This window comes from Brachybacterium sp. 107 (assembly GCF_052379725.1).
Lineage (GTDB): Bacteria > Actinomycetota > Actinomycetes > Actinomycetales > Dermabacteraceae > Brachybacterium.
In genome coordinates, this window is sequence record NZ_JBQSYW010000001.1 from 442,118 (window position 1) to 468,263 (window position 26,146).

21 protein-coding genes are annotated in these 26,146 nt (G+C 70.6%); 12 read left to right on the forward strand and 9 right to left on the reverse strand.

The window, feature by feature from the left end; translation table 11 throughout:
• Positions 1-68: 68 nt before the first annotated feature.
• The 3 genes from ACT3UL_RS01975 to ACT3UL_RS01985 all read left to right on the forward strand — a co-directional run bounded on the left by ACT3UL_RS01975 (position 69) and on the right by ACT3UL_RS01985 (position 3,899).
• Complete coding sequence (locus ACT3UL_RS01975) at positions 69-1,100, forward strand: zinc-binding alcohol dehydrogenase family protein (RefSeq protein WP_444576444.1); 1,032 nt, start codon at positions 69-71, stop codon at positions 1,098-1,100.
• A 67-nt stretch (positions 1,101-1,167) separates the two neighbouring features.
• Positions 1,168-2,604, forward strand: a complete 1,437-nt coding sequence (locus ACT3UL_RS01980) for a tagaturonate epimerase family protein (protein WP_444576445.1) — start codon at positions 1,168-1,170, stop codon at positions 2,602-2,604.
• Between the two features lie 263 nt (positions 2,605-2,867).
• Positions 2,868-3,899, forward strand: coding sequence for a YdcF family protein (locus ACT3UL_RS01985; RefSeq protein WP_444576446.1), 1,032 nt, complete (start codon positions 2,868-2,870; stop codon positions 3,897-3,899).
• Positions 3,900-4,150: 251 nt separating this feature from the next.
• Here ACT3UL_RS01985 and ACT3UL_RS01990 read toward each other — a convergent pair whose 3' ends face one another.
• The 3 genes from ACT3UL_RS01990 to ACT3UL_RS02000 all read right to left on the reverse strand — a co-directional run bounded on the left by ACT3UL_RS01990 (position 4,151) and on the right by ACT3UL_RS02000 (position 7,312).
• A complete protein-coding gene (locus tag ACT3UL_RS01990) occupies positions 4,151-4,768 on the reverse strand; it encodes a biotin transporter BioY (protein ID WP_444576447.1) in 618 nt (205 codons plus the stop codon).
• Positions 4,769-4,958: 190 nt separating this feature from the next.
• Entirely contained in the window at positions 4,959-6,473 is a 1,515-nt protein-coding gene (locus tag ACT3UL_RS01995; RefSeq protein WP_444576448.1) for a lipase maturation factor family protein, read from the reverse strand.
• A 119-nt stretch (positions 6,474-6,592) separates the two neighbouring features.
• Positions 6,593-7,312, reverse strand: coding sequence for a M50 family metallopeptidase (locus ACT3UL_RS02000; RefSeq protein WP_444576449.1), 720 nt, complete (start codon positions 7,310-7,312; stop codon positions 6,593-6,595).
• 255 nt (positions 7,313-7,567) lie between these two features.
• On the opposite strand from ACT3UL_RS02000, the gene ACT3UL_RS02005 reads away from it, so the two are divergent.
• Positions 7,568-9,871 carry a family 78 glycoside hydrolase catalytic domain gene (locus tag ACT3UL_RS02005; protein WP_444576450.1) on the forward strand — a complete coding sequence of 768 codons (2,304 nt, stop codon included), beginning with the start codon at positions 7,568-7,570 and terminating at the stop codon, positions 9,869-9,871.
• Positions 9,872-10,060: 189 nt separating this feature from the next.
• Here the strand turns inward: ACT3UL_RS02005 and ACT3UL_RS02010 are convergent, their stop codons facing one another.
• Entirely contained in the window at positions 10,061-10,264 is a 204-nt protein-coding gene (locus ACT3UL_RS02010) for a cold-shock protein (protein WP_193118110.1), read from the reverse strand.
• Positions 10,265-11,067: 803 nt separating this feature from the next.
• On the reverse strand, positions 11,068-13,602 hold the full coding sequence (locus tag ACT3UL_RS02015; RefSeq protein WP_444576451.1) for an ATP-dependent DNA ligase: 2,535 nt from the start codon (positions 13,600-13,602) through the stop codon (positions 11,068-11,070).
• Positions 13,603-13,705: 103 nt separating this feature from the next.
• Here ACT3UL_RS02015 and ku point away from each other — a divergent pair, with 103 nt between their 5' ends.
• Both ku and ACT3UL_RS02025 read left to right on the forward strand, forming a co-directional pair.
• Positions 13,706-14,731, forward strand: coding sequence for a non-homologous end joining protein Ku (ku, locus tag ACT3UL_RS02020; protein WP_444576452.1), 1,026 nt, complete (start codon positions 13,706-13,708; stop codon positions 14,729-14,731).
• A gap of 42 nt (positions 14,732-14,773) precedes the next feature.
• Positions 14,774-15,070, forward strand: a complete 297-nt coding sequence (locus ACT3UL_RS02025; protein ID WP_444576453.1) for a hypothetical protein — start codon at positions 14,774-14,776, stop codon at positions 15,068-15,070.
• Positions 15,071-15,548: 478 nt separating this feature from the next.
• Here ACT3UL_RS02025 and ACT3UL_RS02030 read toward each other — a convergent pair whose 3' ends face one another.
• Complete coding sequence (locus tag ACT3UL_RS02030) at positions 15,549-16,046, reverse strand: hypothetical protein (protein WP_444576454.1); 498 nt, start codon at positions 16,044-16,046, stop codon at positions 15,549-15,551.
• Between the two features lie 440 nt (positions 16,047-16,486).
• Between ACT3UL_RS02030 and ACT3UL_RS02035 the strand changes: the two genes are divergently transcribed.
• Positions 16,487-17,452, forward strand: coding sequence for a hypothetical protein (locus ACT3UL_RS02035; protein WP_444576455.1), 966 nt, complete (start codon positions 16,487-16,489; stop codon positions 17,450-17,452).
• A 16-nt stretch (positions 17,453-17,468) separates the two neighbouring features.
• Here ACT3UL_RS02035 and ACT3UL_RS02040 read toward each other — a convergent pair whose 3' ends face one another.
• From ACT3UL_RS02040 to ACT3UL_RS02050, 3 genes are all read right to left on the reverse strand, one after another.
• On the reverse strand, positions 17,469-18,683 hold the full coding sequence (locus tag ACT3UL_RS02040; RefSeq protein ID WP_444576456.1) for a M20 metallopeptidase family protein: 1,215 nt from the start codon (positions 18,681-18,683) through the stop codon (positions 17,469-17,471).
• Positions 18,684-18,767: 84 nt separating this feature from the next.
• Positions 18,768-19,430: an NAD(P)-dependent oxidoreductase gene (locus tag ACT3UL_RS02045; RefSeq protein ID WP_444576457.1), complete on the reverse strand. Its 663-nt coding sequence runs from the start codon at positions 19,428-19,430 to the stop codon at positions 18,768-18,770.
• The gene (locus ACT3UL_RS02050) at positions 19,427-20,374 is read right to left on the reverse strand and encodes an EamA family transporter (RefSeq protein ID WP_444576458.1); all 948 of its coding nucleotides are present in this window, start codon (positions 20,372-20,374) and stop codon (positions 19,427-19,429) included. The genes ACT3UL_RS02045 and ACT3UL_RS02050 overlap by 4 nt, the downstream gene beginning before the upstream one ends.
• A gap of 70 nt (positions 20,375-20,444) precedes the next feature.
• Here ACT3UL_RS02050 and ACT3UL_RS02055 point away from each other — a divergent pair, with 70 nt between their 5' ends.
• The 5 genes from ACT3UL_RS02055 (at position 20,445) to ACT3UL_RS02075 (ending at position 26,007) form a co-directional block, all read left to right on the forward strand.
• Complete coding sequence (locus ACT3UL_RS02055; protein ID WP_444576459.1) at positions 20,445-20,963, forward strand: MarR family winged helix-turn-helix transcriptional regulator; 519 nt, start codon at positions 20,445-20,447, stop codon at positions 20,961-20,963.
• A 2-nt stretch (positions 20,964-20,965) separates the two neighbouring features.
• Positions 20,966-21,868: an SDR family NAD(P)-dependent oxidoreductase gene (locus tag ACT3UL_RS02060; protein ID WP_444576460.1), complete on the forward strand. Its 903-nt coding sequence runs from the start codon at positions 20,966-20,968 to the stop codon at positions 21,866-21,868.
• Positions 21,869-22,017: 149 nt separating this feature from the next.
• Positions 22,018-23,766, forward strand: a complete 1,749-nt coding sequence (locus tag ACT3UL_RS02065; protein ID WP_444576461.1) for an ABC transporter transmembrane domain-containing protein — start codon at positions 22,018-22,020, stop codon at positions 23,764-23,766.
• Entirely contained in the window at positions 23,763-25,553 is a 1,791-nt protein-coding gene (locus ACT3UL_RS02070; RefSeq protein ID WP_444576462.1) for an ABC transporter ATP-binding protein, read from the forward strand. Before ACT3UL_RS02065 ends, ACT3UL_RS02070 begins: the two co-directional genes overlap by 4 nt.
• A 139-nt stretch (positions 25,554-25,692) precedes the next feature.
• Positions 25,693-26,007, forward strand: coding sequence for a putative quinol monooxygenase (locus tag ACT3UL_RS02075; RefSeq protein ID WP_444576463.1), 315 nt, complete (start codon positions 25,693-25,695; stop codon positions 26,005-26,007).
• Positions 26,008-26,146 lie beyond the last annotated feature (139 nt).

Below are 26,146 nucleotides of genomic sequence, written 5' to 3' on the forward strand. Positions count from 1 at the left end.
GGGTATGCAATCGTTTACGATGGTCGTGCGCATCCCCGCCCATCACGCAGACCTCGGACAGGAGCACCATGAGAGCACTGCAGGTGACGACCCCCGGCGCCGCCGTGGTCGCCGAGATCGACGACACGATCCCTGCTCCCGGTGAGGCGCTGCTGCGCGTGCTCTACGCCGGGATCTGCGGCTCGGACATCCAGACCTTCCGCGGCACCCAACCCTTCACGACCTACCCCCGGGTCCCGGGCCACGAGTTCTCGGCCGAGATCGTGGAGATCCGCGCGGCCGACGGCGACAGCGCAGGGCTCCAGGTGGGCGACGTGGTCACCGGTGTCCCGTACTTCCAGGACGGCACCTGCTACTCCTGCCGCCGCGGCCTGATCAACGCCTGCGAGCACAACGAGACCATGGGCGTGCACCGCGACGGAGCCTTCCAGGAGCTGCTCACGATGCCGCTGGATCGCCTGCATCGGGCCGACGGGGTGGACCCTCGCGACCTCGCCCTCGTCGAGCCCTTCTCCATCGGCTATCACGCGGTGCTCCGAGCGGACGTCGGCCCGTCGGACCGTGTGCTCGTGCTCGGAGCCGGAGCGATCGGCCTGCTCACGATGCTCTCCGCCCTCACCCGGGGCGCACAGGTCTGGATCGCGGACGTGGTCCCATCCCGCCTGGAGCTCGCCGATCGGCTCGGTGCCGCCGGCACGATCGACCTCAGCGGGGCGGAGCTGTCGGAGATCGTCGACGCGGCGACCGACGGTGACGGCTTCGACGTGGTCTGCGAGGCGACCGGTCTGCCGGTCTCCTTCCTGGGCGCGATCGAGGCCGCCGCGATCGGTGCCCGCCTGGTGCTGATCGGCAACGGCACCGCCGAGGTCACGTTCAACCAGTCGCTGCTGATCAAGAAGGAGCTGACCGTGCTCGGCTCACGCAACAGCCGCGAGGTCTTCCCCACCCTCATCGAGCTGCTGCGTTCCGGCGCGGTCGACGTCTCACCGATCCGCACCCTCGTGGTCCCGTTCGCCGAGGCGCGCGGCGCGCTCGAGGCCGCCGCGGCCGGCTCCACGAGCGAGGTCAAGGTGCTCCTGGACCTCGCGGCGAGACCGTGACCGCACCCGTGCCCCCGCCCGACAACCACGACAGCACCATCACCCACCTCTCTGATCGGAGAACCCCATGACCCTGCGCACCGACTCCCTCGCGGCGAGCATCCGCTACGACGGCTCCGTCCGCTCCCTGCAGCTCGAGGCCTCCGCCGCCGAAGCCCTGTCCGCCTTCGAGGGCGAGGCCTCCGCGGCCGGCGACGGCCACGTGCTCACCGGTCCCCTGACCACCGCGAACGCGAAGGCGCTGCAATCCGCCTTCCCGGCCCTGCGCCCGCAGCTGATCGGCGGCCACCGCACCTCCGTCGGCACCGGCGACCGCACCGGCCTCGCGACCCCGGGCCAGGCCCGCGCCTTCGGCGCGCAGGGCGGGAGCGTCATGCCGGTCCTCGCGCAGCAGTCGATCCGTGAGATGGACCGCCTGGGCCGCAGCGCCCGGTCCGTCATGGACGACGCGGTCTTCGGGCTCGTCGAGGCGGGCTGGGACAGCGGCTTCGGCGCCGACTGCGACCACATCAAGACCACCGAGGGCATCGACCGCGGCCTCGAGGCCGGGTTCGTCATGTTCACCCTGGACCCGGGCGATCTGGTCGCCGACGTCACCGGCGGAGTCGCCGAGGCCGACGCCGCCGAGCTGCCCTGGGACCAGCTCGAGGACACCCTCGAGGACGCGAAGAAGCGCTACGTGGGGATGACGCTGGACGTCGGCCACTCGCAGATCGAGGTCACCGAGCAGGACGTCCTCACCGCGGTCGTGAAGTACGGCCGCGCCGTCGTCGAGTCGATGCGCCTGTACCGCCACGTCACGGAGAACGCGCCGCACGAGGTCGAGGTCGAGTTCGCCGTCGACGAGACGAAGTGGCTGACCACCTTCTTCGAGCACTACTACATGGCCACCGAGCTCACGCGCCTGGGCGCCTCCTGGTTCAGCTTCGCCCCGCGCTACGTGGACGGCTTCGAGAAGGGCCTGGACTTCCTCGGGAACACCGAGGAGCTGCGCCTGAACCTCGAGGCCCATCACGCGATCTCGCAGCAGTTCGGCGGCTACAAGATCTCCCTGCACTCCGGGTCGGACAAGTTCTCGATCTACCCGCTGTGCGTCGAGGCCACCCAGGGCCTCGTGCACCTGAAGACCTCGGGCACCAGCTACCTGTGCGGCGTCGAGGTCGTGGCCGCCCATGATCCGGAGCTGTTCGCCGCCATCTGGGACATCTCCCGCGCCTCCTATGTGAAGGCCCGCGCGAGCTACCAGGTCTCCGCCCATGAGGACCGGACCCCGACATCGCTGACCGGCGTGGACCTGCCCGAGCTGATCCGTTCGGCCGATGCCCGCCAGATCCTGCATGTCGGCTACGGCGACTCGCTCAACGGCACGGATGCCTCGGGCGCCTCGATCCACGACCGCTTCCTCGCCGTGGTCGCCGAGAACCAGGCTCAGCACACCGATGTCCTGGCCGCCCATATCGGCCAGCACCTCGCGCCCTTCGCCGCCGCCCCGACGGGGCGCTGACCGGGCGCTCGGGTGGCGCTGACCGGGCGCTGACTCGGCACTGAGGAGGTGCGCCCCCATGCCCGTCCGTCGGCCGGTCCGCCTCTCGGCGCGGGCAGGCCGACGGGCAGGACGTCGCGCAGGCCGACGGGCAGGGCGTCGGGACGGCCGACGGGCAGGCAGATGCCAGGTCCGCTCCGGGATGTCGGGCGCGCCACTGTCCGGTCCGGGGCGTCTGCTGCGGATGCCAGGATGTCCCTGACGAGCATCGAAAGGGGGCGGCAGTGCTGGATGTGCTGGGCGTACTGGGCGTGCTGATCGCCGTCGCCCTGTGGTGGTCTGCCTACCTGCTGCTCTTCCGGGAAGACCACCGCCGCGTGCGCACGGGGTTCGCTCTGCTGCTGGCCGTCCACGCGAGCGCCTCGTTGATCGCCGTGCTGGTCTTCTGGGGCCATCCGTTGGGCCAGCTGCTCCTGCTCGTCACCGGTGCTCTCGGGCTGATCGGTGCGCTCGCCCTGGGCGTCACCGTGGTGGTGGGATCGGTGGCGGTGTCCCGCTGGGAGAGCGGCCTCCTCGGGCGCCTCTCCTCGGGCCTCGGTGGGATCGCGCTGCTGGTCTCCCCCGGTGCCGTCGTGGCACTCGCGGGAACGGGGACGGCGCTGGGCCTCGGGACCGCGATCGCCGCCGGCACCGTCGCCGGACACCTGGGCCTCGCCTACCTGGTGTTCCTCGGTGCCACGGTCCCGTACCAGCTGTTCCCGCCGCACCGGGAGAGCACGGGGATCGTCATCCTCGGCTCCGTCCTGTTCGACGGGCGGGTGCCGCCGTTGCTGCGAAGCAGGCTGGACCGCGCTGTCGCCGAGCGCGAGCGCCTCCTCGGCCTCGGGATCGATCCGCTGCTGGTGCCCTCGGGCGGCAAGGGCGACGAACACAATCCTGCCGAGAGCGAGGCGATGGCCTCCTACCTGATCGAGGTCGCCGGGGTGCCGGCCGATCGAGTGCACGCGGAGACCGAGTCCCGCACCACCGAGGAGAACCTGATCCTCTCCCACCGGATCCTCGACGCGGCCGGCCATTCGGGGCCCTACATCATCACCACCAGCCGCTATCACACCTTCCGTGCCGCACTGCTGGCGCGCGGCCTCGGGTTCGCCGACGAGGTGATCGGCGGTCCGACAGCGACGTCCTACCTGCCCACCGCTACGCTGCGGGAGTTCGTCATCACCATGGCCTATCGCCTGCGCTGGGTGCTCGCGACCGTCCCGGTGACCGCGGCGCTGGCGGTCCTGCTGATCCGTCTGCTCGCCCCCGCGTGAGGGTCAGTCGCCACCACGCGAGAGTAACCAACGTCGCGACGATTGCCGAGTCCCTCGAAACGTCCCACAAACGACACGAATCGAGGGACTCGCCGACGCCCCTCGGGCGCGCCGTCCTCGACATCACCCACCGACAGAGCGAATCCCCCGATACGTGTCCCTGAGGACACGGATCGAGGGATTCGGTGAGGTGCGCCGGGCTCTCGGGCGCGTGGCCGCAGAGTCGAGCGGCGCTCAGCGACGGGCGCGGCTCAGCGGCGGTCGTCGAGCGCGCGCACACCCTTCCAGGCGGCGGGGATCAGGGCGGCGGCGATCGCGGCCTTGACCAGGCCACCGGCGAGGAAGGGCCACACGCCGGCGGCGAGGATCCCCCCGATGCCCATCTCTGCACCCATCACGACGTTGAGGATCATGGCGAGGTAGGGCACGCCGACCAGGAAGGGCACGACGCTCGCGGCGACGAAGCCGATCATGGCCAGGACCGGCTTGCGATCCCAGGCGCGCTCGGCGAACCACCCGGCCACGAAGGCTGCGGGGATGAACCCGAGGATGAACCCGAAGCTCGGGGACAGGGCCGCGGCGGGTCCGCCGGTGAACTCGGCGAAGATCGGGGCGCCGGCGAGGCCGACGAGCAGGTAGGTGAGCATCGCCATCGCACCGCGGCGGGAGCCGAGTGCGGCACCGACCAGGATCACGCCGAGGGTCTGACCGGTGATCGGCACGAGCGGCAGCGGGATCGTGATCTGGGCGAGGAGCGCGACCACGGCGGTCCCGGCGAGGACCAGGCCGGCATCCTGCAGAAGGGAACGGTGCGGGGCCAGGGCGTCGGCCAGGACGGGACGGCGGGCCGGAACGGCGATCGCGGACATGGAGCTCCTCGGAGGATCGGGCGGGGAAGGGAACAGCGTAGGCCAGACTACGCACCTCATGTCCACCCACGACGCTCTGTGAACTCCGCCCGTGAACACCGCTCCTCCGCGCTCGCCCACGCTCGTCCGCGCAGGTCCATGCTCGTGCGTGGCCCGCGATGGGTGGTTCGTGACCACCGGTGCCCGACGCTCAGACCCGGGCGATGACGCCGAGATCGGTGCGCACCCACCAGTCGCCGCTGCTGCGCCGTTCCTCGGGGGTGGTGAAGCGGTACTCGAAGTACCTCACGCGGATCGCGGTGGGCGGGGTTCCGTCGAACGGGTCCGAGCGCAGCAGCCGGCGGATGGCCGGTTCCCCGGCCCGGAGCTTCTCCAGCAGTGCGACGAACCAGTCCTCGGCGCCCGGCCGAAGCGCGAGGAACCACATCTGCCAGTCCAGTCGCAGGTGGTACGGGGCGAACTGGGCCGGCCGGCGCCGCACGTCACCGGGCTTGCCACGGAACTCGTAGGGCCGCCAGGTGCCCTCGTCGGCCCCTGCTCCCGCGGGATCCAGCGTGCCCTCGATGACCACCTCGAACCGACGAGTGGTCATCGAGCCGAAGGCGCCGTAGGCGTTGACGAGGTGGAATCGGTTGAAGCTCGCGTTCATCAGCTGGTCGGCGGAGAACAGATTGCGCAGCGGCTGCCAGCTCAGGGCCACCAGGAAGGCGACGATCACGAGGATCAGCACGTGCCACCACAGGGGCGAAGGGTCCCCTGCGAGCCCGTGGCCGGCGGCCTCGTGGGCGGCGTCCGTTGCGGTGCCCGGGAGCGTGAGGCCCTGCCATCCCCAGCCGGGCCAGGGCCCGCCGACGATCCAGCGCAGGAAGGAGTCGCTGATCGCGGAGAAGGCGACGAGGATGGTCAGCCAGTTCAGCCACGCATAGTTACCGGTGACCACCAGGAACAGCTGGGTGAGGATCACGAGCGTCGCACCGATCGACGCGAGGGGCTGGGGCAGCAGGATCAGCCAGATCGCCCCGAGCTGCACGGCGTGGCTGCCGAGGACCTCCATCCGGTGCCACCAGCGGGGCCGCAGGTGGGCGAGGCGGCTGAGCGGTCCGGGCATCGGCTGGGTCTGGTGGTGGTGATCCATCGCGGTGAGATCCCGCCAGGCCTGATCGCCGCGCATCTTGATCATTCCCGCACCGAACTCGAGGCGCAGCAGCATCCAGCGCAGGAACCACAGGATCAGCAGGGGCGGCGCCACCTCGTGCGCCCCGAGGAAGCCGACCAGGAATCCGCACTCCAGCAGCATCGATTCCCAGCCGAAGCCGTAGAAGGTGCGACCGAGCGAATGGATCGAGAGGTACAGGACCCACATCCCCAGGAACACCGGGATCGTGGTCCAGCCCGGCCCGCGCTGCGGCAGCCCGAGGACGACCGACGCCCCGAGCAGCATGCCGACCAGGCACATCACCCGCAGCAGCCGGTCGCTGTAGGGGAAAAGCCGGGTGTGGAACAGGCTGGGGCCCCGTCGGCCCCGCGGCCGCGCCAGGTGCTCGCGGACCGGCAGCAGGCCACGTTCCCCCAGTAGCGCGGGGAACTGGGTCAGGGTCGAGAGGAAGGCGAGCACGAACACGGCGGCGACCCCGCGCAGGATGACCTCGCGGGCGATCGTGTAGTCGTGCGCGTCCAGCAGCGCGAGCCAGCTCGTCCACTCCATCCGGGCCACCTCCGAGCCTCGAGGACACCTCGAGTGTGGACCCTGGCGCCGCTCCCGTCACCCGGGTCGGCGGCGAGGCGCGGAGGATCGCCGGGCCGGGCGACTGCCAGGCGGTCCGGTCAGAGACCGCCGAGCACCTGCGGGATGAGCGTCGTCCCGGCCCACCACGTGCAGGCGGCGAGCACGACGACGTAGCCGAGGTTCCAGGTCCACGCGGGCAGGGGCGTGAGCTGTGCGAGCTGGCCCGGGTCGTCGGACCTGCCGCCCCCGCGCATCACCGCACCCAGGTGCCGCCAGGCGCCGAGCAGGAGGAACACCCCGGCCGCGAGGGTGATCAGGGCGTTCAGCCCGGGACTCCCCCACCACCAGGCGGCGCCGATCCCGGTGGCGGTCGCGAGCACCACCAGCAGGGTGTGCGCGGATCGGGTGAACACCAGCGAGAGCACGAGGATCATGAGCGCCGCGAACAGGGCCGTGCTCGACCAGCCGTGGAGAGCCACCTGGATCAGCAGGGTGCCCAGGATCGCCGGGGCGGGATAGCCGGCCCACGTCGAGAGGATGCGCCCGGCGCCGCGGCGGGGGCCGACGGTCACGGCGTGGCCGGACATGTCCGCGCTGACCACGAAGCCCGTGAAGCGCCGACCGCAGAGCATGCCGACGATCGCGTGGCCGAGCTCGTGCACGATGGTCACGGCGGGCCGCGCGAGTCGCCACAGCGGCGGCATCGCGACGGCCACCAGCGCCACGACGAGGGCCAGCAGCACCCACCATCCCGTCTCGGGGACGGACGCGGGCACGATGCGCTCCCACACCGCGCGGCCGACATCGTGAAGATCCATCTCGTCATCGTGGCAGGCCTCCCCCGGCGTCGGCTGGGAACCACGGCGGCCGGGCCGGGTCCACGCAGGACCCTCACACGCCCCACGCATCCGCGACCGTCCCGTCCGCCCGCCCGATCGCCCAACCTCCCAAGCGCCCAAGCGCCCAAGCGCCTGTCCGCCTGTCCGACCGCTCCTGCGGGACCTGCGCCCGGCAGCGTGCCAGACTGTCGGCACTTGTCGACGCGGATACGAAGAACCAGGTGGAAACTGCCGATGGCGGACATCAACCCCTCCCTTGCCCGGTGGATCGCCGCACCGGGGATCGATCCGCAGAACCCCCTGCTCCGCACGACGTTCGAGCTCAGCGCTCCGCCGACGTCCGCCCGACTGCTCGTGACCGGCCTGGGCGTGTTCCGCGCCTTCGTCAACGGCTCCCCCTACCGGCGCTCGCGCCTGGATCCGGGCCTGACGGACCCGCGGCATCGGGTGCAGGTGTGCGAGGCGGACGTCTCCGAGCTGCTCACGCGGGGCACGAACGTGCTGGGCATCTCGCTGGGACGCGGATTCCACGACATGTCCACCCCGAACGTGTGGCGGTGGGAGCAGGCACCCTGGCGCGGCCCCGTGCGAGCCTGGGCGCACCTCCGCCTCGAGCTCGCCGACGGCACCTCCCGGGCGATCACCACCGGCGAGGGATGGCGCACGGCGCCCGGGCCGATCTCCGCGGACTCGATGTACGAGGGGGAGGTCTTCGAGGGCGGTCAGGACCCCGACGCCTGGCTGCACGCCGACTTCGACGACTCCGCCTGGGAGGGAGTGCTCGTGGACCGTCCGGGGCACGGGTCCCGCCGCGCGGCTCCGGTCGCCGTCCCACAGATGCAACTGCAGGTCCAGGAGCCCGTCGTCATCCAGGAGGAGATCATCCCGGCGCGCGTCGAGGGTCCGGGACCCACCAGCGCCGGGGACGCACGCGTGGTGCTCGACATGGGTCGCGTGATCGCCGGCTGGTGCCGCTACACGCTCCGCGGCCAGGAGCCCCTGGAGTTCTCCGCCGTACACGGCGAGAAGCTCCGGGCCGACGGCACCGTCGACGCGGACAACGAGCACATCCACACCGACCGCTTCCAGGAGGATCTGGTGCGGCTGGGGCCCCACTCCCCCTCCTTCGAACCGCAGTTCAGCTACAAGGGATTCCGGTATGTGGAGCTTCAGGCCCGCCGGGGAACTCTCGAGGACCTCGAGGTCACGGGACTTCTCGCCCATGCGGATCTCTCCGTTGCCAGCGCTCTGACCAGTTCGGACGAGTACCTCGTGCGCTTCGACTCGGCGATGCGGGCGTCGCTCGCGAACAACATGCACCATGTCCCCACCGACACCCCGATGCACGAGAAGAACGGGTGGACCGGCGATGCCCTGACGGGGCTGAGCGCGATGGTGGCGAGCTTCGACATGCGCCGGATGCTGCGGAAGTGGGCGCGCGACCAGGCCGACGGCCAGCGCCCGGACGGCTCTCTCTCCGTGATCGCCCCGAATCCCGGCTGGGGGTATGAGGAGCTCTCCCCCGCGCCGGAGTGGACCTCGCTGCTGCCTGAGCTCCTCGACGAGCTCGCCACCGAGTACGGCGAGGTGGACATCGTGCACGAGCTCGGCCCTGCCGCCGCGGCCTACCTGTCCTACGAGCTCGGGCGCCGCGACGAGGACGGCCTCGTCTCGGGAGTCCTCGGCGACTACCTGACACCCGGCAGCCCAGGCCCCGCCCCGGAGGACAAGCGCCTCACGGCGTCGCTGTTCCTCGCGCACGGCCTGCGCGCCCTCGCCCATGCGGTCGAGCTCGCGAGCATCGACGGCAGCCCGGCCGACGGCAACCCCTGGACCTCGCGCGGCGACCGGATCGACGGGGTCCCCACCCCGGCGCAGCTGCTCGACGACGCCAACGGCCTCGAGGCCGCCGTGAACACCGTCTTCCTCGACCACCAGCGCGGGATCTACCGCGACCCGGGCTCCACGGAGTACCGCCAGACCAGCAACCTGGTGCCCCTGGCCTTCGGCGTCGTGCCCCCGGGCCGGGTGGCCACGGTGGTCTCCCACCTAATCGCGGACCTCGAGCTGCGCGACGCCCACCACGACTGCGGGCACATCGGCGTGCGCTTCCTGCTGCCCGTGCTCTCGGCGCACGGGCACGGCGAGCTCGCCCTCCGGGTGCTGTCGAACCCGACGGCGCCGGGCTGGAAGGCGTGGCTGGACGCCGGGAACTCCACGTTCATGGAGATGTGGCACGAGCCCCGCTCCTGCTCCCACTACTTCATGGGGACTCCCGCGACGTGGATCCACGAGAACGTGGCCGGGCTGCGCCGCGGTCCGGACGGGTGGCGGGAGTTCGACGTCGTCCCGGACCCCGATGTGCCCGTCGGCCGGATCGAGCTGTCCCGCCGCACGATCCACGGCGAGATCGTGGTCGACGTGGATCGCGACGCCCGGATCGTGACTCTCGAGGTGCCCGAGGGCACCCGCGCCCGCGTGATGCTCCCCGGCCTCGAGCAGCACCTGGACCCGGGACTCCACTCCGTGTCCTGGTGACCTGGCGAGCTGGCGAGCTGGCGACCCCCGCCACCCACTCGCCTGCCTGCCCGTGTGCTCACCCGGGACGCAGAACGACGCCCGCCGGTTCCGACATTTAGCCGGACCCGACGGGCGTCGTGGTCTTGACCGGGATCCGCGAGGCGGACCCGCCGGTCTTCAGGGCCGATCAGTGATCGGCCGGGGCGCTCAGATGGCGCGGATGTTCACTGCCTGCATGCCCTTGGGGCCCTGCTCGGTCTCGAACTCCACGCGCTGGTTCTCCTCGAGATCGCGGCGGCCGGTGCCGGCGATCGCGCTGAAGTGCGCGAACACATCGGCGGAGCCGTCCTCGGGGGCGATGAAGCCGTAGCCCTTGTCGGAGTTGAACCAGGTGACGATGCCAGTAGCCATGGCGATATTCCTTCGTTGTCGTGAACCACGTTCGTGGCCCGGGTATCCGTGGCGACGGCGCCGCCGCGGATGTGGTGCACCCCAGGCGTTGCGCCGACCGATGCGGTCGATGCTGCCAGGACGGGGTGCGTGTGCGGCCTCGAGGGCCGCCTGAGCCGCGGCCAGCGACATGAAGTCGCCGATGCGGCCGAACTGGGGCCCGAAGGCCGTGTGGACCGGCGCGTCAGCGGAAGGGCTGACGACATGGCCGGCGAACTCTCCGGCGAGCGTGGCGACATGGACGTCGTCATCGGCTCGGAGCCAGGAGAGGGTGGGGTGCGCTGCAATGACCAGCGATGCGGCCATCGGCGCGGACGAGAGGGGTGACGTCGAGACGTCGTCGTGCGTACTAAGCAGTGCGGAGGAGGTGATGAATACTCAATTTCGTAGGTGTTCTGCGCGACCGTCGTCGGTCGCCTCCGAAAGAGGCATCCAGCGCCGTGCGGCCATCCGCTCTCAGCACCCGAGCTCCGCGACCCTAGGGTGCGGTGCGTGCTGTCCCGCCGAGGCGAGATCGTGCGAACGACTCCGAGGAGACTACGGCATTCCCGGGGGTCACGGTGACACGATGTGATCCACCGGACGCATCGATGGCGGGACCTCACGGCGAGCCGACCATCAATTCCAGAGATGACCTGCACGATCACCCGGACGCGAGCGGAGCGACGGGCGTCGAGCACTGCCCGCGAGCCGGACGACCACGTGGTCAGCCGGCGGTGTGGCCAGCTGCCAGCACTGCCCCGCTCCGGGAGCAGGCACCGAGCTCACTCCTCCCATCGCACGTCGTCCGCCTCCTTGTCGCGACGCCATCCGCGCCAGACGGGTTGGCGCAGCCGTCCGTCCTCGGTGCGCTCGGTGTGCTGGACCTCGCCGACGAGGTCCGCACGCACCCATTCCGCGTCCCGACGGTCCGTCGCGGGCACGTCGTCCACCGGTGGGGTCTTCCGGGTGCGAGAAGCGAGCGTGCTCGCGATCTGCTCGAGGTCGCGGTCGCTGAATCCGGTGCCGACGCGACCGGCATAGCTCAGGTGTCCCTGGGCGTCGGGCACGGCGACGAGCAGGGATCCGATGCTTCCGGAGCGCGCGCCCCTTCCGTGCCGCCAGCCGATGACGACCACTTCCTGATGGCGGGCGTTCTTGAGCTTGATCCAGGTGCGGCTGCGCGTGCCGGGCCGGTAGATGCCGGTCTCCGTCTTCGCCATGACGCCTTCGAGCTGGAGCTCCTGCGAGAGGCCGATCGCGTGGTCGACATCGCCGTGATCGGCATGCGGCAGCTGGACGTGCTCGGTCGCCTCCACCGCGGCGAACAGGGCGTCGCGCCGCGCGCGGTACGGGGTGCGCAGCAGGGAGTCGCCGCCGCACACCAGAAGATCGAAGAGCATCACGTGCACCTCGACGTCCTTCCGCGCGCGCTCGACGTCGCGCTCGCGGGTGAGGCCGAGGCGCTGCTGGAGCCGGGAGAAGGAGGGCCGGTCGTGGGTGTCGAGCGCGACGATCTCCCCGTCGAGGACGGTCTCCCCCGCGGCGAGGATCTCGGGGTCGACTGCGTCCTGCAGCTCGGCGAGCTCGGGGAAGGTGGCGGTGAGGTCCTTGCCGCCACGGCTGGCCAGGCGCACGGCGTCGGCGGTGACGGTCGCGATGACGCGCACCCCGTCCCATTTCATCTCGAAGGCCCAGTCGTCCTGGTCCCGGATGTCCTCCCGACGGCCGAGGGTGGCGAGCATCGGGGAGATCGGAGCACTCGTCCCGGCCGGAGCAGATCGGGCTCCGGAGGAGGATGGCGCAGAGGGCGCCACGTCCCCTGCCGTCGACTGGTCCTTCATGAGGTGCAGCAGCCAGTTCGCGTCGGCCTTCTTCTCCGCCGCCGCAGACTTCTTCATCCCGCCCATGCCACCGGTGTGGAGGAAGGCGTAGCGCCTCGGCGCTCCGCCGAGGCCGCCATCCCCGCGACCGTGGCAGACGACGATGACCTCCTTGCCCTCGCGCCACTTCTCGATCTCGATCGTGCCGGAGTCCCAGAGGATGACGTCGCCACCGCCGTACTCGCCCGTCGGGATCGTCCCCTCGAAGGAGCCGTACTCGAGCGGATGATCCTCCGTCTGCACGGCGAGCCGGTTCACGTCCACGTCGAGCGGGGGCCCCTTGGGCACGGCCCAGGAGACCAGCACGCCGTCGTGCTCGAGGCGGAAGTCCCAGTGCAGGCTGGAGGCGTGATGCTCCTGGATCACGAACATCGGCGTCTCGGAGCGCAGGGCTTCGAGCGCATCCTGTTCGGCGTCGGAGTCAGAGTCAGAGTCGGAGTCGGAGCCTGCTGTCGGAACCGGTTCGGGGGTCTTCGTGGCATCGCGCTTGGAGCGGTAGACCTCCAGCCTGTCACGCGACGTGCCGGCCGACCCGCTCCCCGCGCTGCCGTTCATGCCCAGGGCCGCGATCGGGTCCGTGCCGTCCTCGATCCGCTGCAGGACCTCCTCGAACTCGAGCTGGTCGAGCTCGGGGTCCTCGATCTCCTCCCAGGTGCGGGGCGCCGCCACCGTGGGGCGCAGCCGGCCTCGCAGGGAGTACGGGCACACGGTGGTCTTGTGACCGTTGTTCTGCGACCAGTCCACGAGCACCTTGCCCGCTCGCAACGACTTCTTCATGTCGCTGACGACGTGATCGGGATGGTCGTCCTCGAGGGCCTTCGCCAGCTCGTGGGTGACCCGTGCGATCTCCTCCGCCGTGGTGACGCCATCCAGGGGTGCGTAGAGGTGGATGCCCTTCGATCCCGAGGTGACCGGATAGGACTCCATCCCCATGTCCTCCAGGATCTCCCGGCACCACTGGGCCACGCGGGCGCACTCGGGAAGCCCCACCCCCTCCCCGGGATCAAGATCCAGGACCAGCCGATCAGGGTTCGACGGTGCGAGGTCCTCGTCGAAGCGCCATTGCGGGGTGTGAATCTCCAGGGCGGCGAGCTGGGCGAGCCACACCAGCACGGCGGTCTCGTCGACCAGGGGGTAGGTCAAGGTGCCGTCCTTGTGCTCGATGTCCGCGCGCGGCACCCAGTCCGGTGCGTGGTCCTCGAGGTCCTTGCGGAAGAACACCGAGCCGGGATGCTCGGCCGTGCCCACCCCGTCGACCCAGCGCTTGCGGGTCGCGGGTCGACGCGTGGCCTGCGGGATCATCACCGCAGCGATGCGCCGGTAGTAGTCCAGCACCTCGCCCTTCGTGGTCCCCGTCGAGGGGTAATAGACCTTCTCGAGGTTCGAGACCTTCAGCGTGCGGCCGTCGACCTCGACCTTCTGCTCACCGGTAGCCATGGGCCCACTGTGCCCCCGTTCACGCGATCCGTCACGGGATCACCTGCGAAGCGACCGACTGCTCGACCCTGGTCAGGGCGCGGGCGGCGTGGTGTCATGGGGCATGCGCGCGATATGGAGCGGTGAGATCACGTTCGGGCTCGTCAACGTCCCGGTGAAGCTCTACGGGGCGACCAGGTCGCACGACCTCTCCTTCCACCAGGTCCACGACGAGGACCAGGGACGCATCCGGTACCAGCGCACCTGCGAGGTGTGCGGCCGCGAGATCGACTACGAGCACATCGACAAGGCGTACGACGACGGCGACAAGACGGTCGTCCTCACCGATGAAGAGCTCGAGGACCTGCCCGCCGAGGACAACGACGAGATCGACGTCGTGCAGTTCGTGCCCGATGAGCAGGTGGATCCGATCCTGCTGGGAACGTCCTACTTCCTCGAACCCGTCGGCCGGTCCTCGAAGGCGTACGTGTTACTGCGTCGGACCCTCGAGGACACTGAGCGCACGGCGATCGTCACCTTCACGTTGCGCACCAAGACCCGCCTCGGCGTACTGCGGGTCCATGGGGACCTGCTCGCCCTGCAGACCCTGCGCTGGCCGACTGATCTCAAGGACGTCGACTTCGGCCCGTCGAAGACGACGATCAGCGCCAAGGAGCTGACGATGTCGGCCTCGCTGGTCGAGCAGTTCAGCGGAGACTTCGATCCCGAGCAGTTCACCGATGAGTACCAGGTGCAGCTGCGCGAGCTGGTCGAGGCCAAGCTCGACGAGGGTGACTCGGCCGATACGGATGCGACGTTCGGCAAGGACGGGTCGGCCGATGAGGGTGACGACGGCGACGGAGGCGGGAAGGTCATCAGCCTGATGGACGCGCTGGAGCGCAGCGTGCAGAAGCGCCGCGGGTCCGGATCGTCGTCCGCGGAGACGAAGGCAGCACAGACGACGAAGGGGGCGGAGAAGACCGACGGACCGAAGAAGTCCGGGAGCTCCAAGAAGTCCGGCAGTGCGACAAAGACCGGTAGTTCGAAGAAGTCCGGCAGTACGAAGAAGTCCAGTAGTTCGAAGAAGTCCGGTAGCTCGAAGAAGTCCAGCAGCTCCAAGAAGTCGGGCAGTTCAAAGAAGTCCGCATAGGCGTCAGCCCGTACGTCGGCCCCCGCGAGTAGCCTGGCGCACGTGATCGACCGCGCCGGCCCCCAGCCCACAGCCATCGAGGTCAGGGGCGCCCGCGTCCATAACCTCCGCGATCTGGACGTGGACGTGCCGCTGCACCGCGTGGTGGGCATCGCCGGGGTCTCCGGCTACGGGAAGTCTTCGCTCGCGATGGGCGTGCTCTACGCCGAGGGCTCCCGCCGCTACCTCGACGCACTGTCCCGGGAGAGCCGGTTCACGGGATCACCTCGCGCTGAGAGCGGGGGTCTCGCGGGATGGGGATTGCCACGGTGGGTGGGGCGGCGAAGTGAACTGGCATGATTGCGGCCAGGGCTGCCGCGAGCTTAGGCGACGGTGGCCTATCCGCGCGGCAATCCCCGCCCGACCCCAAGCCACGTAGCTGCCCCCCATCTGCGAAGAACCGGGAAACCCTTGCGTGCTTCAGCATCTCGGGCAGCTCATTGAAGGACTCGAGGCCAACGTCCGCGGCGAGTTCGGTGCACTTCACGGGCAGAGCGAGCAGCCGGTGGACCCTCACCAGCTCCACCAACGGCGCCTCGCAGCGCAATCATGAGGATGAATCACTGCTCTTACGAAGGGCTGCAAAGACTATTGCGACCAGTGAAAAAGCGACGGCCGGCCAAATCTCGAGCAAGGTCCCACCAAGCGTTCTGCCTGTCAGAGCCGAATAGACCCAGACCCCGCCTCCAATAAGGATAAGCCAGAGAATCAGTCCCGTGACCAGACGGAAGGCTTTGTCTTCGAGGTTGGGCGAGATCTGCACGACGCGGCTCCCTTATTAAGGCTTCGGTGCGTTCTTCAGCGGAGCAAGCTGCGCAGCAGTCAGGCCAGCGGCCGACAATGCAGCGATAATCTTACCCTTGTACTTCCAGATCAATCGCGCAACCTTGATCACTACAGCCGAGCCAAGCGGGATGCCGACGCAGCTCATCACCGCATCCGCCAGCTGCATCATGACTGTGTTCTTGGTTGTCCCATTGCGGAAGATCCATGCGGATGCCAGCGCGCACTGAACAAGCGCGGCCGGGCCCGGGAGCGGAATTTTTGGAGTCGGCAACTCCCCCGTCGCCTGCCGCGCATACTTTACGACCTGCTCTTCGGGAAGTTCACCAAGTTCATCGAATGCCTTCTCGAGCTCCTCGTAGCTTTCGAACTTTGGTATCGAGGCGTCACATGATGCGGCCTCCCCAGCTGACTGCGTCTGACCGGGTTTTGGCACGGCGATGGCGGAACTCGAAAGTCCGGTCCCAACGCCACCGAGAACCAGCCCGGGCACAACTCGAAGCATAAGCGAACGACGGTCCATTTTGTCCTCTTCATTGAGTGAATACGAACGAGTGAAATACGTTACAAGCCCGCGCACTTATTCGTCAAATTGGCGCTCAGCACGCCCGCATCGTGAAGGACGGAGCCTGCTGATGCCCGTCTTGAGCGCGCTGGATGCGTGCCGTCGAGCCGTTCGTCATTGCTTCAACTCCGTTTTGTCAACAGTGCACCTCTGCCGAACTACCGAGCACCTCGGGACGCCTACCTCTAGGCCGGGTCCACCTCCACGTGCCGAGGCTCGTCGCCTCGGGTTCATGCCGAGATCGAGGAGTCCGAGAGCTTCGTGCTCGGCGGATCCCTCGAAGGCCGCGAGCAAGTGACGGAGGACGTCTTCACCATCGGCCGCGGGCGCCTGCGCACCACCAGGCCTGCACGGTTCGTGAGCTCGACATGGAGATCCCCCGCGGCCGGTTCACCGCGGTCACGGGCGTCTCGGGCTCGGGGAAGACCACGATGGTGCTCGAATCGCTGGTGCCGGCGCTGCGTGCCCGGATCGACGGGCGGCGCCCGCCGGCCCATGTGGACGAGATCGAGGACACCGGGCTGCGTCGGGTCCACCAGATCGATGCCACGCCGATCGGGGTGAACGTGCGCTCCACCGTCGCGACCTACAGCGGCGTGCAGGACGACCTGCGTCGGGCCTTCGCCCGCACCGACGCGGCCCGCGAGCAGGGGTTCACGCTCGGGGACTTCTCCTACAACACCGGCTCGCTGCGCTGCCCGCGCTGCGAGGGCACCGGGCGGGTCTCGCTGGACGTCCAGTTCCTCCCGGACATCGATATCGACTGCCCCGAATGCGGCGGGCACCGCTACGCCCCGGAGGCCGACGAGATCCTGCGACCGCGCCCGGATTCACCCGTCGGGGTGTCTCTGCCCCATCTGATGTCGCTCACGGCGCACGAGGCGCTCGACGCGGTCGGTGATCTGCCGGCGGTGCGCAAGAAGCTGCAGGCCCTGGTCGATCTGGGGCTGGGCTATCTCACGCTCGGCGAGGACACCCCGGCGCTGTCCGGTGGGGAGGCGCAGCGGCTCAAGCTCGCCGGGCAGATCGACCGCCGCCAGGACGACGCCCTGTTCGTGTTCGACGAGCCCAGCGTGGGCCTGCACCCGCGGGACGTGCGCACCCTGCTGTCCGTGCTGGATCGCCTCGTCACCCGCGGCGCGACCGTCGTGGTCATCGAGCATGATCTGGACATGGTCGCCAACGCCGACCACGTGATCGACATGGGGCCCGGCGGCGGCGAGGCCGGCGGCCGGATCGTCGCGACCGGCACCCCGGCGGATGTTGCCGCGGTCGAGGCCTCGGCCACCGGCCGGTATCTGCGCGACCACCTCGCCGCGGACGACGACCGCTGACCCCCAGCATCGCCGCTCAGATCCCGGGGTCACCCTCCCCCACCTCGGCCCGCAGCCGGTTCCAGGCCAGGGTTGCCAGCAGCAGCGCCTGGTCCGCGAGCACGGAGTCGTCGAAGCGGGCCTGCGGGGAGTGGTTCGAGGCGGGCAGCTGCTCCGGGTCGAGGTCCTTCGCCGCTCCCACGTAGCCGTACGCCCCGGGGATCTCCGCGAGCACGCGGGAGAAGTCCTCGGACCCGGTGCGCGGGTTCGCCAGCTCCTGGTAGCGCTCCGCGCCGAACAGGGCGCGGGCGGTGTCCGCGAAGGTCGCCGCCTCGACGTCGTCGTTGATCGTGGCGGGGAGGACCGTGCGCATGGTGGCGTGCACCGTGAGGCCGTGGGCGCGGCCGATGTCGGTGACGAAGCGGGGCAGCTCGGCGACCAGCGATTCGGTGGTGGCGTTGCTGAACGAGCGCACACCGGCCCGGAAATGGGTCTGATCGGGGATGATGTTCGGCGCGCTGCCCGCGTGGATCTCTCCGACGGTGAGCACCACGGGGTCGAAGGCGCTGTAACGGCGAGTGATGTGGGTGTACAGCGCGGAGACCATCTCGGCGGTGGCCGGCACCGGGTCCAGGGCCTCGTGGGGGCGTGAGCCGTGGCCTCCGCGCCCCACCACGCGCACGTCGAGCACAGAGTAGGCGGCCATCAGAGTGCCGGGGCGACTGGCGATCGTCCCGCTGGCAACGTCCGCGGCGACATGGATCCCGTAGGCGGCGATCGGCCGCTCCCCCGCCGCGTCGAGCACACCCTCCCGCAGCATCACACCCGCGCCGTCGTAGCCCTCCTCCCCGGGCTGGAACATGAAGATCACGGCACCGGGAAGGTCCGCGCGCCGGGCGGCGAGCAGCCGCGCCGCCCCCACCAGCCCGGCGACGTGCAGGTCATGACCGCAGGCGTGCATCGCCCCGTTGGTCGAGGCGAAGGGCAGGCCGGTGTCCTCCACGAGCGGGAGGCCGTCCATGTCCCCGCGCAGCAGCACCACCGGCCCGGGACGGCCGCCGCGGAGCACTGCGATCACCGAGGTGGTCTCGGCTCCCAGCGTGATCTCGAGGTCGAGATCGGCGAGCGCGTCGAGCACGAGCTGCTGGGTCACGGGCAGCTGCAGCCCGATCTCGGGGGTGGTGTGCAGCCGCCGCCGCAGATCGATCAGCTGCTCGAGGAAGCGGTCGTCACCGGGGGCGAGGTCTGCCATGCGAGGGTCCTTCCACGTGATCAGGGGTTATCCCATCCTGGCCCGCTGGCGGACCTGCCGCCACCGCGTCCCGCGCGCCGCACCTCAGGCACCGACAGCGATGACCCCGCGGAGCATGCGCGGCCCCTCGACCTCGTCGAGCACGGCGAGCGCGAAGTCCTCCATCGAGATGCGGGAGGTGCCGTCCGCAGCGATCACGAGGTCGGGGACGGACCCGTCACGCCCGAGGTGGAGGCGATAGGAGCCCTGGCCGAGGCCCGGCGCGCGGTCCGCGCCGGCCGGGAAGTCCGCGGCAGGCGCGAAGTCCGCCGCCGGCGCCAGGTAGGTCCAGGCACTCTCCCGACCGGCCGCCTGCAGGATCTCGAGCTGGCGGGTGCTCGCGGCGGCGATCGACCGGATCGTCGGGGGCACCCAGCGCGGGTCCTCGAGCGCCGTCCGCCCGGTGCCGGGCACGCGCAGCGGCGAGGCGCCGCCCACGACCAGCAGGCGGGCGCCCGCCCGGGCCGTTCCGGTGGTGAGACCCGCGGTCACCGCGACCACGTCGGCCTCTCGCCCGAGCGCCGGCCGTGTCGCCGCGATGACGACGTCCATGCGCGCCGCGGCCGCGGCCACCGCTTCGGTGTCGGAGGCATCCACCCTCATCCCCGTCGTCCGAGACGCGATGGTGATCGCGTGGCCCCGCCACTGCGCCTCGGCCGCGATGCGCGAGCCTGCCGCGCCGGTCCCCCCGATGATCAGGATCCTCATGCCGACCCCTCCCGTCGGCGCGACGTCCTCTGGGCGGCGACCACCGCGATCAGCGCGAGGGCGAAGCCACCCAGCTGGACGGCGGTGAGCTGCTCGCCGAGCACGAGGTATCCGAGCACGGCGGCGACCAGGGGTGAGAGCACCGGCAGGAAGGCGGCGCTCCCGGCCGGCATCCGACCCAGCCCCCGGAACCACAGCGCATAGGCGAGCAGCCCGCCCACGAGCGTCAGCCAGGCGTAACCCGCCACGGCCTGCGCGTCGAGCGCCGGCGGCGCACCTTCGACGGCCACGGCGAGCGGGAGGATCACCAGACCACCGGCCGTGAGCTGCCAGCCCGCGAAGGCGATCGGGCCGACGGGTGGGCGCCACTTCTTGGACAGCACGGTGCCCACCGCCATGGACGTCACGCCGCCCAGGCCGGCGAGGACCCCGAGCGGATCGAGCGCGGCGTCGGGCCCGAGCACCATGGCTGCGACCCCGAGGACGGCCATGATTCCCCAGGTCAGCCGTCGTGCGGTCGGTCGTTCCCGGAGCAGGACGGCGGCGAGCACCGCGACCAGCAGCGGCCCGGTGGCACCGAACACTCCCGCCACTCCCCCGGGCAGCAGGTAGGCGGCGAGGAACAGCAGCGGGAAGAAGGCGCCGATGTTGAGCGTCCCCAGGAGCAGGGAGCGCCACCACCAGTGACCGTGCGGGAGAGCGCGGCCGAGGGCGAGGGCGAGCAGCCCGGCGGGCAGCGCCCGCAGGACCCCGGACCACAGGGGATGGTCTGGGGGCAGCAGCTCGGTGGTGACGACATAGGTGGTGCCCCACGTGATCGGGGCGATCGCGGTCAGGGCGACGGTGAGTGCCGCAGCCGAGCCGGGCAACGGAACCGGCGGGACCCCGTGACCGCGCGGAGGCGAACCGTCGACCTTGAATCCTTCGACCTCTAACTGTTTCATGGTTGAGAATCTAGACACCCGGTAGGCTTGCATCAAACAGTTAGGCATCGAATATTCTGGAGGCGATGACATGGCCGACCGCGTGAGCGACTTCCTCGCCCAGTGGGCCCGGGAACGCCCGGACATCGACGCGACCCCGATGGGGGTGATCGGCCGCCTCTCCCGCGTCGGGGAGATCGTCAGCCGCACCCTGCAGGCGACGTTCCAGGAATACGGCCTGCATCGCGGGGAGTTCGACACCCTCGCCACCCTGCGCCGCTCCGGGACGCCGTTCACGCTCACGCCCGGCGAGCTGGCCGCATCGAGCATGGTCACCGGCGCCGCGATGACCAACCGCCTGCAGCGCCTGGAGGACAAGGGCCTGCTCGAACGCACGATGGACCCCTCCAATCGGCGTCGCGTGCTCGTGCGCCTGACCGACGCCGGCCGGGAGCTGGTGGACGAGGTCGTGGTCCCGCACGCACACGGCGAACAGGAACTGCTGGACGCCCGCCTCAGCCGCACGGAGCAGACTCAGCTGGCGATGCTGCTCGAACGCTTCCTGGAGAGCTCGGGCGACACCTCCATCCACGACGCGACCAAGGACTGACCATGGACCAGAGCACGACAGACACGTCCGCACCGACCCCGACCCCGACCCCGACCCCGACCCCGACCACCATCGTCATCACGGGCGCCTCCGACGGCATCGGCGCCGCCGCGGCCCGCCAGCTCGCCGGCCCGGGCAACCGGCTGCTCCTCGTGGGCCGTTCACCGGAGAAGACCGCGGCCGTCGCGCATGACGTCGGCGCCGAGCACTTCGTCGCCGATTTCGCCCGCCTCGACGACGTGCGCCGCCTCGCGGAGGAGCTCTCGGAGGCGACGGCCGGGCACGGCATCGACGCGCTCGCCAACAATGCAGGCGGGATCTTCGGTGACCGCACCCCCACCGTCGACAGCTTCGAGAAGACCATGCAGGTCAACCATCTCGCCCCGTTCCTGCTCACCAACCTCCTGCTGCCGCGCCTGCTGGCCGGGGGCGCCGCGATCGTGAACACCTCGAGCGTCGCGCACCGGCTGTTCGGGCACCTCGACGTCGAGGACCTCGACAACGCGCGCCGCTACAGCCCGCGCAAGGCCTACGGGGACGCGAAGCTCGCCAACGTACTGTTCTCCCGCAGCCTGCATGCGAAGTTCCACGACCAGGGGATCTCCTCCGCGGCGTTCCACCCCGGACTGGTGCGCACGAGCTTCTCCGCCGGCTCCCGCAGCCCGATGCGCTGGCTCTACCAGTCACCGCTGGCACGCCTCGCGCCGATGATCAGCTCCGAGCAGGGCGGCGCGACCCTGGCCTGGTTCCTCACCGGCACGCCGGGCTCGACCTGGACCTCGGGGCGCTACTACGACCAGGACCGGCCCACGACGCGCGTGAACCCACAGGCCGACGACCTCGAGCTCGCCGAGGCGCTGTGGCAGCGCAGCGCAGAACTTGTGGGGCTGCCGCACACCGCCTGAACGCGCGCCGCGCACGGCACCCGGGACCGCGTCCCCCTGGGTGCCGGCGTCCGCCCTCGCACCCGGGGCCCCATCCCCTTCCACCCCAGGTTAGGGTTGCCTTCATAGCGCCGGACCCGGCCGCGACGACTCTTCTCCTCGAAGGCCCCATGCCCACCTCGCCCACCAGCGGCTCCCTGCTCCGACGAGCCGTCGGTCGTCGGCTGCGCTTCGTGATCCCCGGACTCGTGCTGATGTCCACCTGGCAGCTCTGCGAAGCCCTCGTCCCGATCTCGATCGGACTGATCGTGGACCACGCGATCGTGCCCCGGGACCGCACCGCCCTGCTGCTCTCGATCGTCGGCCTCCTGGCGCTGTTCACGGTGCTCTCCTTCGCCTATCGCTTCGGGGCGCGACGGATGAACACGGCACTGCAGCTCGAGGCCCACGAACTGAGGGTCGAGGTGGCACGCCATGCGCTGCTGACCCGCGGCGCGCTCGACGGGCGCCGGCCGGGCGCGGTCCTGTCGCTCTCGTCGGCGGATGCCGACGTCGCCGCGATGATCTTCCGACAGCTCGCCTCCGGGGGCTCCGCGCTCATCGGCATCGCCGGCGCCTCCGCGTACCTGCTGTGGGTCGACCTCCCGGTGGGCCTGGTCGTGATCCTCGGGGTCCCCCTCGCCCTCGTGGTCGTCGCCGGCCCCTCCCGGGCGATCTCCCGGCGCAGCGGTGATCAGCAGGCGGCGGTCGCCGAGGCCGGCGCGGTCGCGAGCGACACCATGGGCGGCCTGCGGATCCTCAAGGCCATCGGCGGTGAGCGCTGGGCCTCGCAGCGGTACCACCGCGCCTCCGCCGACGCGGCCGCCGCCGGGGTCCGCACGGCCGATGTCTCCGGTCGAGTCTCCGGCCTGGGCGCCCTCGGCGTCGGCGTCATCCTCGCGGGGGTGGTGCTCATGGCAGGCTGGCGTGTGACCACGGGCGACCTCAGCGTGGGCCAGCTGGTCTCGGTGATCGGCGTGGCCGTGTTCTTCTCCGAGCCGATCCAGACCCTCACCATGACGATGACCGTCTTCGCCCGCTCCCATGGCGCGGCCGGGAAGATCGCGGACTTCCTGGGCGGCGGTCGATCCGTCGAGCCGACGGGGCCGCTGCCCACCGGCTCCGCGATCGCCGTCGACTCCCTGGACCTCGGGATCCACCACATGGTGGACCTGCGGATCAGCGACGGGGTGCTGTGCGTCCTGGACGTCTCGGAGCCCGCGGCGGCCCTCCGGCTCGCCCGGGCCCTCTCGGGCGGTGCGGGCGCAGATCGGGTCCTCGTGGGCGGCTCCCGCCGCGACGAGATCGCCCGCCCCCTGGCCGGGTCGATGATCAGCGCGCCGCATGCGGCGGATCTCTTCGCCGGCACGATCCGTTCGAACATCACGATGCTCCACGACCCGGGCACCCCGGTGCCCGATTCGGTGCTCGCCGCCTCAGGGACCGCGGAGGTGCTCGGGGTGGTCACCGGCGGCCTGGACCACGAGGTGCGCGAGGCGGGCAGCAACCTCTCCGGCGGCCAGCGCCAGCGGATCGCCCTGGCCCGTGCCCTGTACGCGGACCCGGAGGTGCTGGTGCTCGAGGATCCCACCAGTGCCGTCGACTCGGTGACCGAGTGGCAGATAGCGCGGGGCGTGCAGCGGGAGCGCGCCGGCCGCACCACCCTCGTGCTCACCTCCTCCCCGGCCTTCCGTGCCCTGGCCGACGAGATCCACGAGATCCACGAGATCCACGCCGAGGGATCCGCCGATCCGGACCCGGATCCAGCGGCGGCGGCCTCGGCCGTGACTCGCGTCCCGACCCTGACGGGCCCTGACCGCGAGCAGGCCGGCGAGCAGGCCGGCGAGCAGGACCACGAGACCGCCGGGGGTGAGCGATGATCCTGCCCACCGCCTCCCGGCGGCGAGTCCTCGCGGCTCTTCGCCCCCTCCTGTCCGGCCGCCTCCTCCTGCTGCTCCTGATCGCCGTCGCCGGGTTCGTGACCGCGCTGGCCGGCCTCGTCGGCCCCTGGGTCGTGGGCGGGCTCGTGGACGCGCTGCGCGTCGAGACCTCGATGCGCCCGGTGGTCCAGGGCGCCGTCTGGATCCTTGTCGCCGGCATCGTGGGCGGTCTGGGCACCTGGTTGAGCCGCTGGTGGATGGGCGCGCTCGCGGAGCCGGCCGTCGCATCGCTCCGGGAGGACGTCCTGGACGCAGCCCTCGCCGTCGACTCCTCCGTGGTCGAGAGCGGAGGGCGCGGAGATCTCGTCTCCCGTGTCGCGGAAGATTCCCGCGTGGTCACCGAGGCCGCCTCGGCCATCCTGCCGATGTTCCTGCAGTCGCTCTTCGTGGTGGTGGTCTCCGCCGCGGGCATGACGGTGGTGGATTGGAGGCTGGGTCTCGTCGGCCTCGTCGCCGTCCCCATGTACGCGTTGACGCTGCGCTGGTACCTGCCCCGCTCCGGGCCGATCTACGCCCAGGAGCGGATCGCGTTCGGTGTGCGCTCGCAGCGCATGCTCGGCGGCATCGGCGGCGCCACCACCCTGCGGGCGTACGAGGCCGAACGGGTCGAGCTCGAGCGCATCGACGCCGCGTCGGCCGATGCGCGCACCCTCTCGATCGACGTGTTCCGCTTCCTCACCCGCGCCTTCTCGCGCAACAACCGGGCCGAGGCGGTGGTCCTCGCCGCCCTCCTGGTGGCCGGGTTCCTCCTGGTCGAGTCCGGTGGGCTGACGGCCGGCGGCGTCGCGACCGCAGCGCTGCTGTTCCACCGCCTGTTCAATCCGATCGGCGCACTGGTCGGCATGTTCGACGAGATCCAGTCCGCCGGCGCCTCGCTCGCACGGATGGTCGGCGTGATCGACCTGCCGTCGTCGTCGACACGATCAGCACGTGCGGCAGAACCAGTCGGCATCGCGGCGATGGCGGGCGCCCTGACCCTCGAGACGCTGCCGCCGGCGGACGGCTCGCTGCTGCTGGACGGCGTCGAGCACTCCTACGAGGTCGACCACCCCGTGCTCGCCGCGGTCGATCTGCGGATCGCGCCGGGCGAGGTGGTCGCCGTCGTAGGTGCCACCGGCGCCGGCAAGTCGACGCTCGCCCAGATCGCCGCCGGCACCGTGCTGCCCACGACCGGGACCGTCCGCCTGGGAGCCGACGCCGTTCGCGACCTCTCCGCCCCTGCACTGCGACGACGGATCTCGATGGTCAGCCAGGAGGTACACGTCTTCGCCGGCACCCTCGCGGAGAACGTGCGCGTGCCCGCCCCGGAGGCCGACGACGGTGCCGTCCTCGCCGCCCTGAGCACCGTCGGGGCCCACCGCTGGGTGAGCAGTCTGCCCGACGGCACCGACACCGTGGTGGGCGACGGCGGGCAGCCGCTGACAGCCATGCAGGAGCAGATGCTGGCTCTCGCCCGCATCGTCCTGGCGGATCCGGAGTTCGTGGTCCTCGACGAGGCGACGGCGGAGGCCGGCTCCTCCGGCGCCCGGGATCTCGAGACCGCGGCACGCGGGGTGCTCACGGGCCGGGGCGGGCTCGTGGTCGCCCATCGCCTGTCCCAGGCCGTCACCGCCGACCGCGTGCTGGTGATGAAGGGCGGCAGGATCGTCGAATCAGGAACCCACGAGGAGCTCAGCCACGGCGACGGCCTCTACGCGACGCTCTGGGAGGCCTGGACCGCACGGTGAGGGCGATCCGCCGCGAGGCGTCGGCCCCACAACCGTCGCCGTCGCGGAGGTCGCCGTGCTGGGACGGGGTGGAGTCGAGCGGCTCGACCAGGCAGGATGGATGCTCAGGACCCCACCCCGATCAGCACCAGGAGCCCCCATGACCGCTGTCGTCGTCACCGCCATCTTCTACCCCAAGCCCGGCAAGAAGCAGGAGCTCGCGGACGCCATGCAGCGCGGCATCGCCGCCGTGCACACCGAGGAGGGCTGCGAGCTCTACTCCATCCACGACGCCGAGGACGGCACGATCACCATGATCGAGAAGTGGTCCTCCGTCGAGGCGCTCGACGCCCACGGTGACAGCGACCAGGTGAAGATCTTCCGCGCCGACGTCGCCGACCTCGTCGAGAAGCCGGGCCTGGTCACCCGCATGACCCCCATCCCCGCCGGCACGGAGGCCCAGGGCCTGCTCTGAGCGGACAGAGCTGCTGCACGACCAGCTCGACAGCGCGGCGGCCGACGGGACCATCCCGTCGGCCGCCTCTGTTTTTCAGCGGCCGCCACCAGGGTGACCATCGGTGCCGCTACAGCCAGCACAGCCACCACGCCGGCAC

Bases quoted from the DNA above. Each gene is read 5' to 3' on its own strand.
- ACT3UL_RS01975 (WP_444576444.1), top strand. From the start codon at position 69: ATGAGAGCACTGCAGGTGACGACCCCCGGCGCCGCCGTGGTCGCCGAG.
- ACT3UL_RS01980 (WP_444576445.1), top strand. From the start codon at position 1,168: ATGACCCTGCGCACCGACTCCCTCGCGGCGAGCATCCGCTACGACGGC.
- ACT3UL_RS01990 (WP_444576447.1), bottom strand. From the start codon at position 4,768: ATGTCCGCGATCGCCGTTCCGGCCCGCCGTCCCGTCCTGGCCGACGCC.
- ACT3UL_RS01995 (WP_444576448.1), bottom strand. From the start codon at position 6,473: ATGGAGTGGACGAGCTGGCTCGCGCTGCTGGACGCGCACGACTACACG.
- ACT3UL_RS02000 (WP_444576449.1), bottom strand. From the start codon at position 7,312: ATGGATCTTCACGATGTCGGCCGCGCGGTGTGGGAGCGCATCGTGCCC.
- ACT3UL_RS02005 (WP_444576450.1), top strand. From the start codon at position 7,568: ATGGCGGACATCAACCCCTCCCTTGCCCGGTGGATCGCCGCACCGGGG.
- ACT3UL_RS02010 (WP_193118110.1), bottom strand. From the start codon at position 10,264: ATGGCTACTGGCATCGTCACCTGGTTCAACTCCGACAAGGGCTACGGC.
- ACT3UL_RS02015 (WP_444576451.1), bottom strand. From the start codon at position 13,602: ATGGCTACCGGTGAGCAGAAGGTCGAGGTCGACGGCCGCACGCTGAAG.
- ku (WP_444576452.1), top strand. From the start codon at position 13,706: ATGCGCGCGATATGGAGCGGTGAGATCACGTTCGGGCTCGTCAACGTC.
- ACT3UL_RS02035 (WP_444576455.1), top strand. From the start codon at position 16,487: ATGGAGATCCCCCGCGGCCGGTTCACCGCGGTCACGGGCGTCTCGGGC.
- ACT3UL_RS02040 (WP_444576456.1), bottom strand. From the start codon at position 18,683: ATGGCAGACCTCGCCCCCGGTGACGACCGCTTCCTCGAGCAGCTGATC.
- ACT3UL_RS02045 (WP_444576457.1), bottom strand. From the start codon at position 19,430: ATGAGGATCCTGATCATCGGGGGGACCGGCGCGGCAGGCTCGCGCATC.
- ACT3UL_RS02050 (WP_444576458.1), bottom strand. From the start codon at position 20,374: ATGAAACAGTTAGAGGTCGAAGGATTCAAGGTCGACGGTTCGCCTCCG.
- ACT3UL_RS02055 (WP_444576459.1), top strand. From the start codon at position 20,445: ATGGCCGACCGCGTGAGCGACTTCCTCGCCCAGTGGGCCCGGGAACGC.
- ACT3UL_RS02060 (WP_444576460.1), top strand. From the start codon at position 20,966: ATGGACCAGAGCACGACAGACACGTCCGCACCGACCCCGACCCCGACC.
- ACT3UL_RS02065 (WP_444576461.1), top strand. From the start codon at position 22,018: ATGCCCACCTCGCCCACCAGCGGCTCCCTGCTCCGACGAGCCGTCGGT.
- ACT3UL_RS02070 (WP_444576462.1), top strand. From the start codon at position 23,763: ATGATCCTGCCCACCGCCTCCCGGCGGCGAGTCCTCGCGGCTCTTCGC.
- ACT3UL_RS02075 (WP_444576463.1), top strand. From the start codon at position 25,693: ATGACCGCTGTCGTCGTCACCGCCATCTTCTACCCCAAGCCCGGCAAG.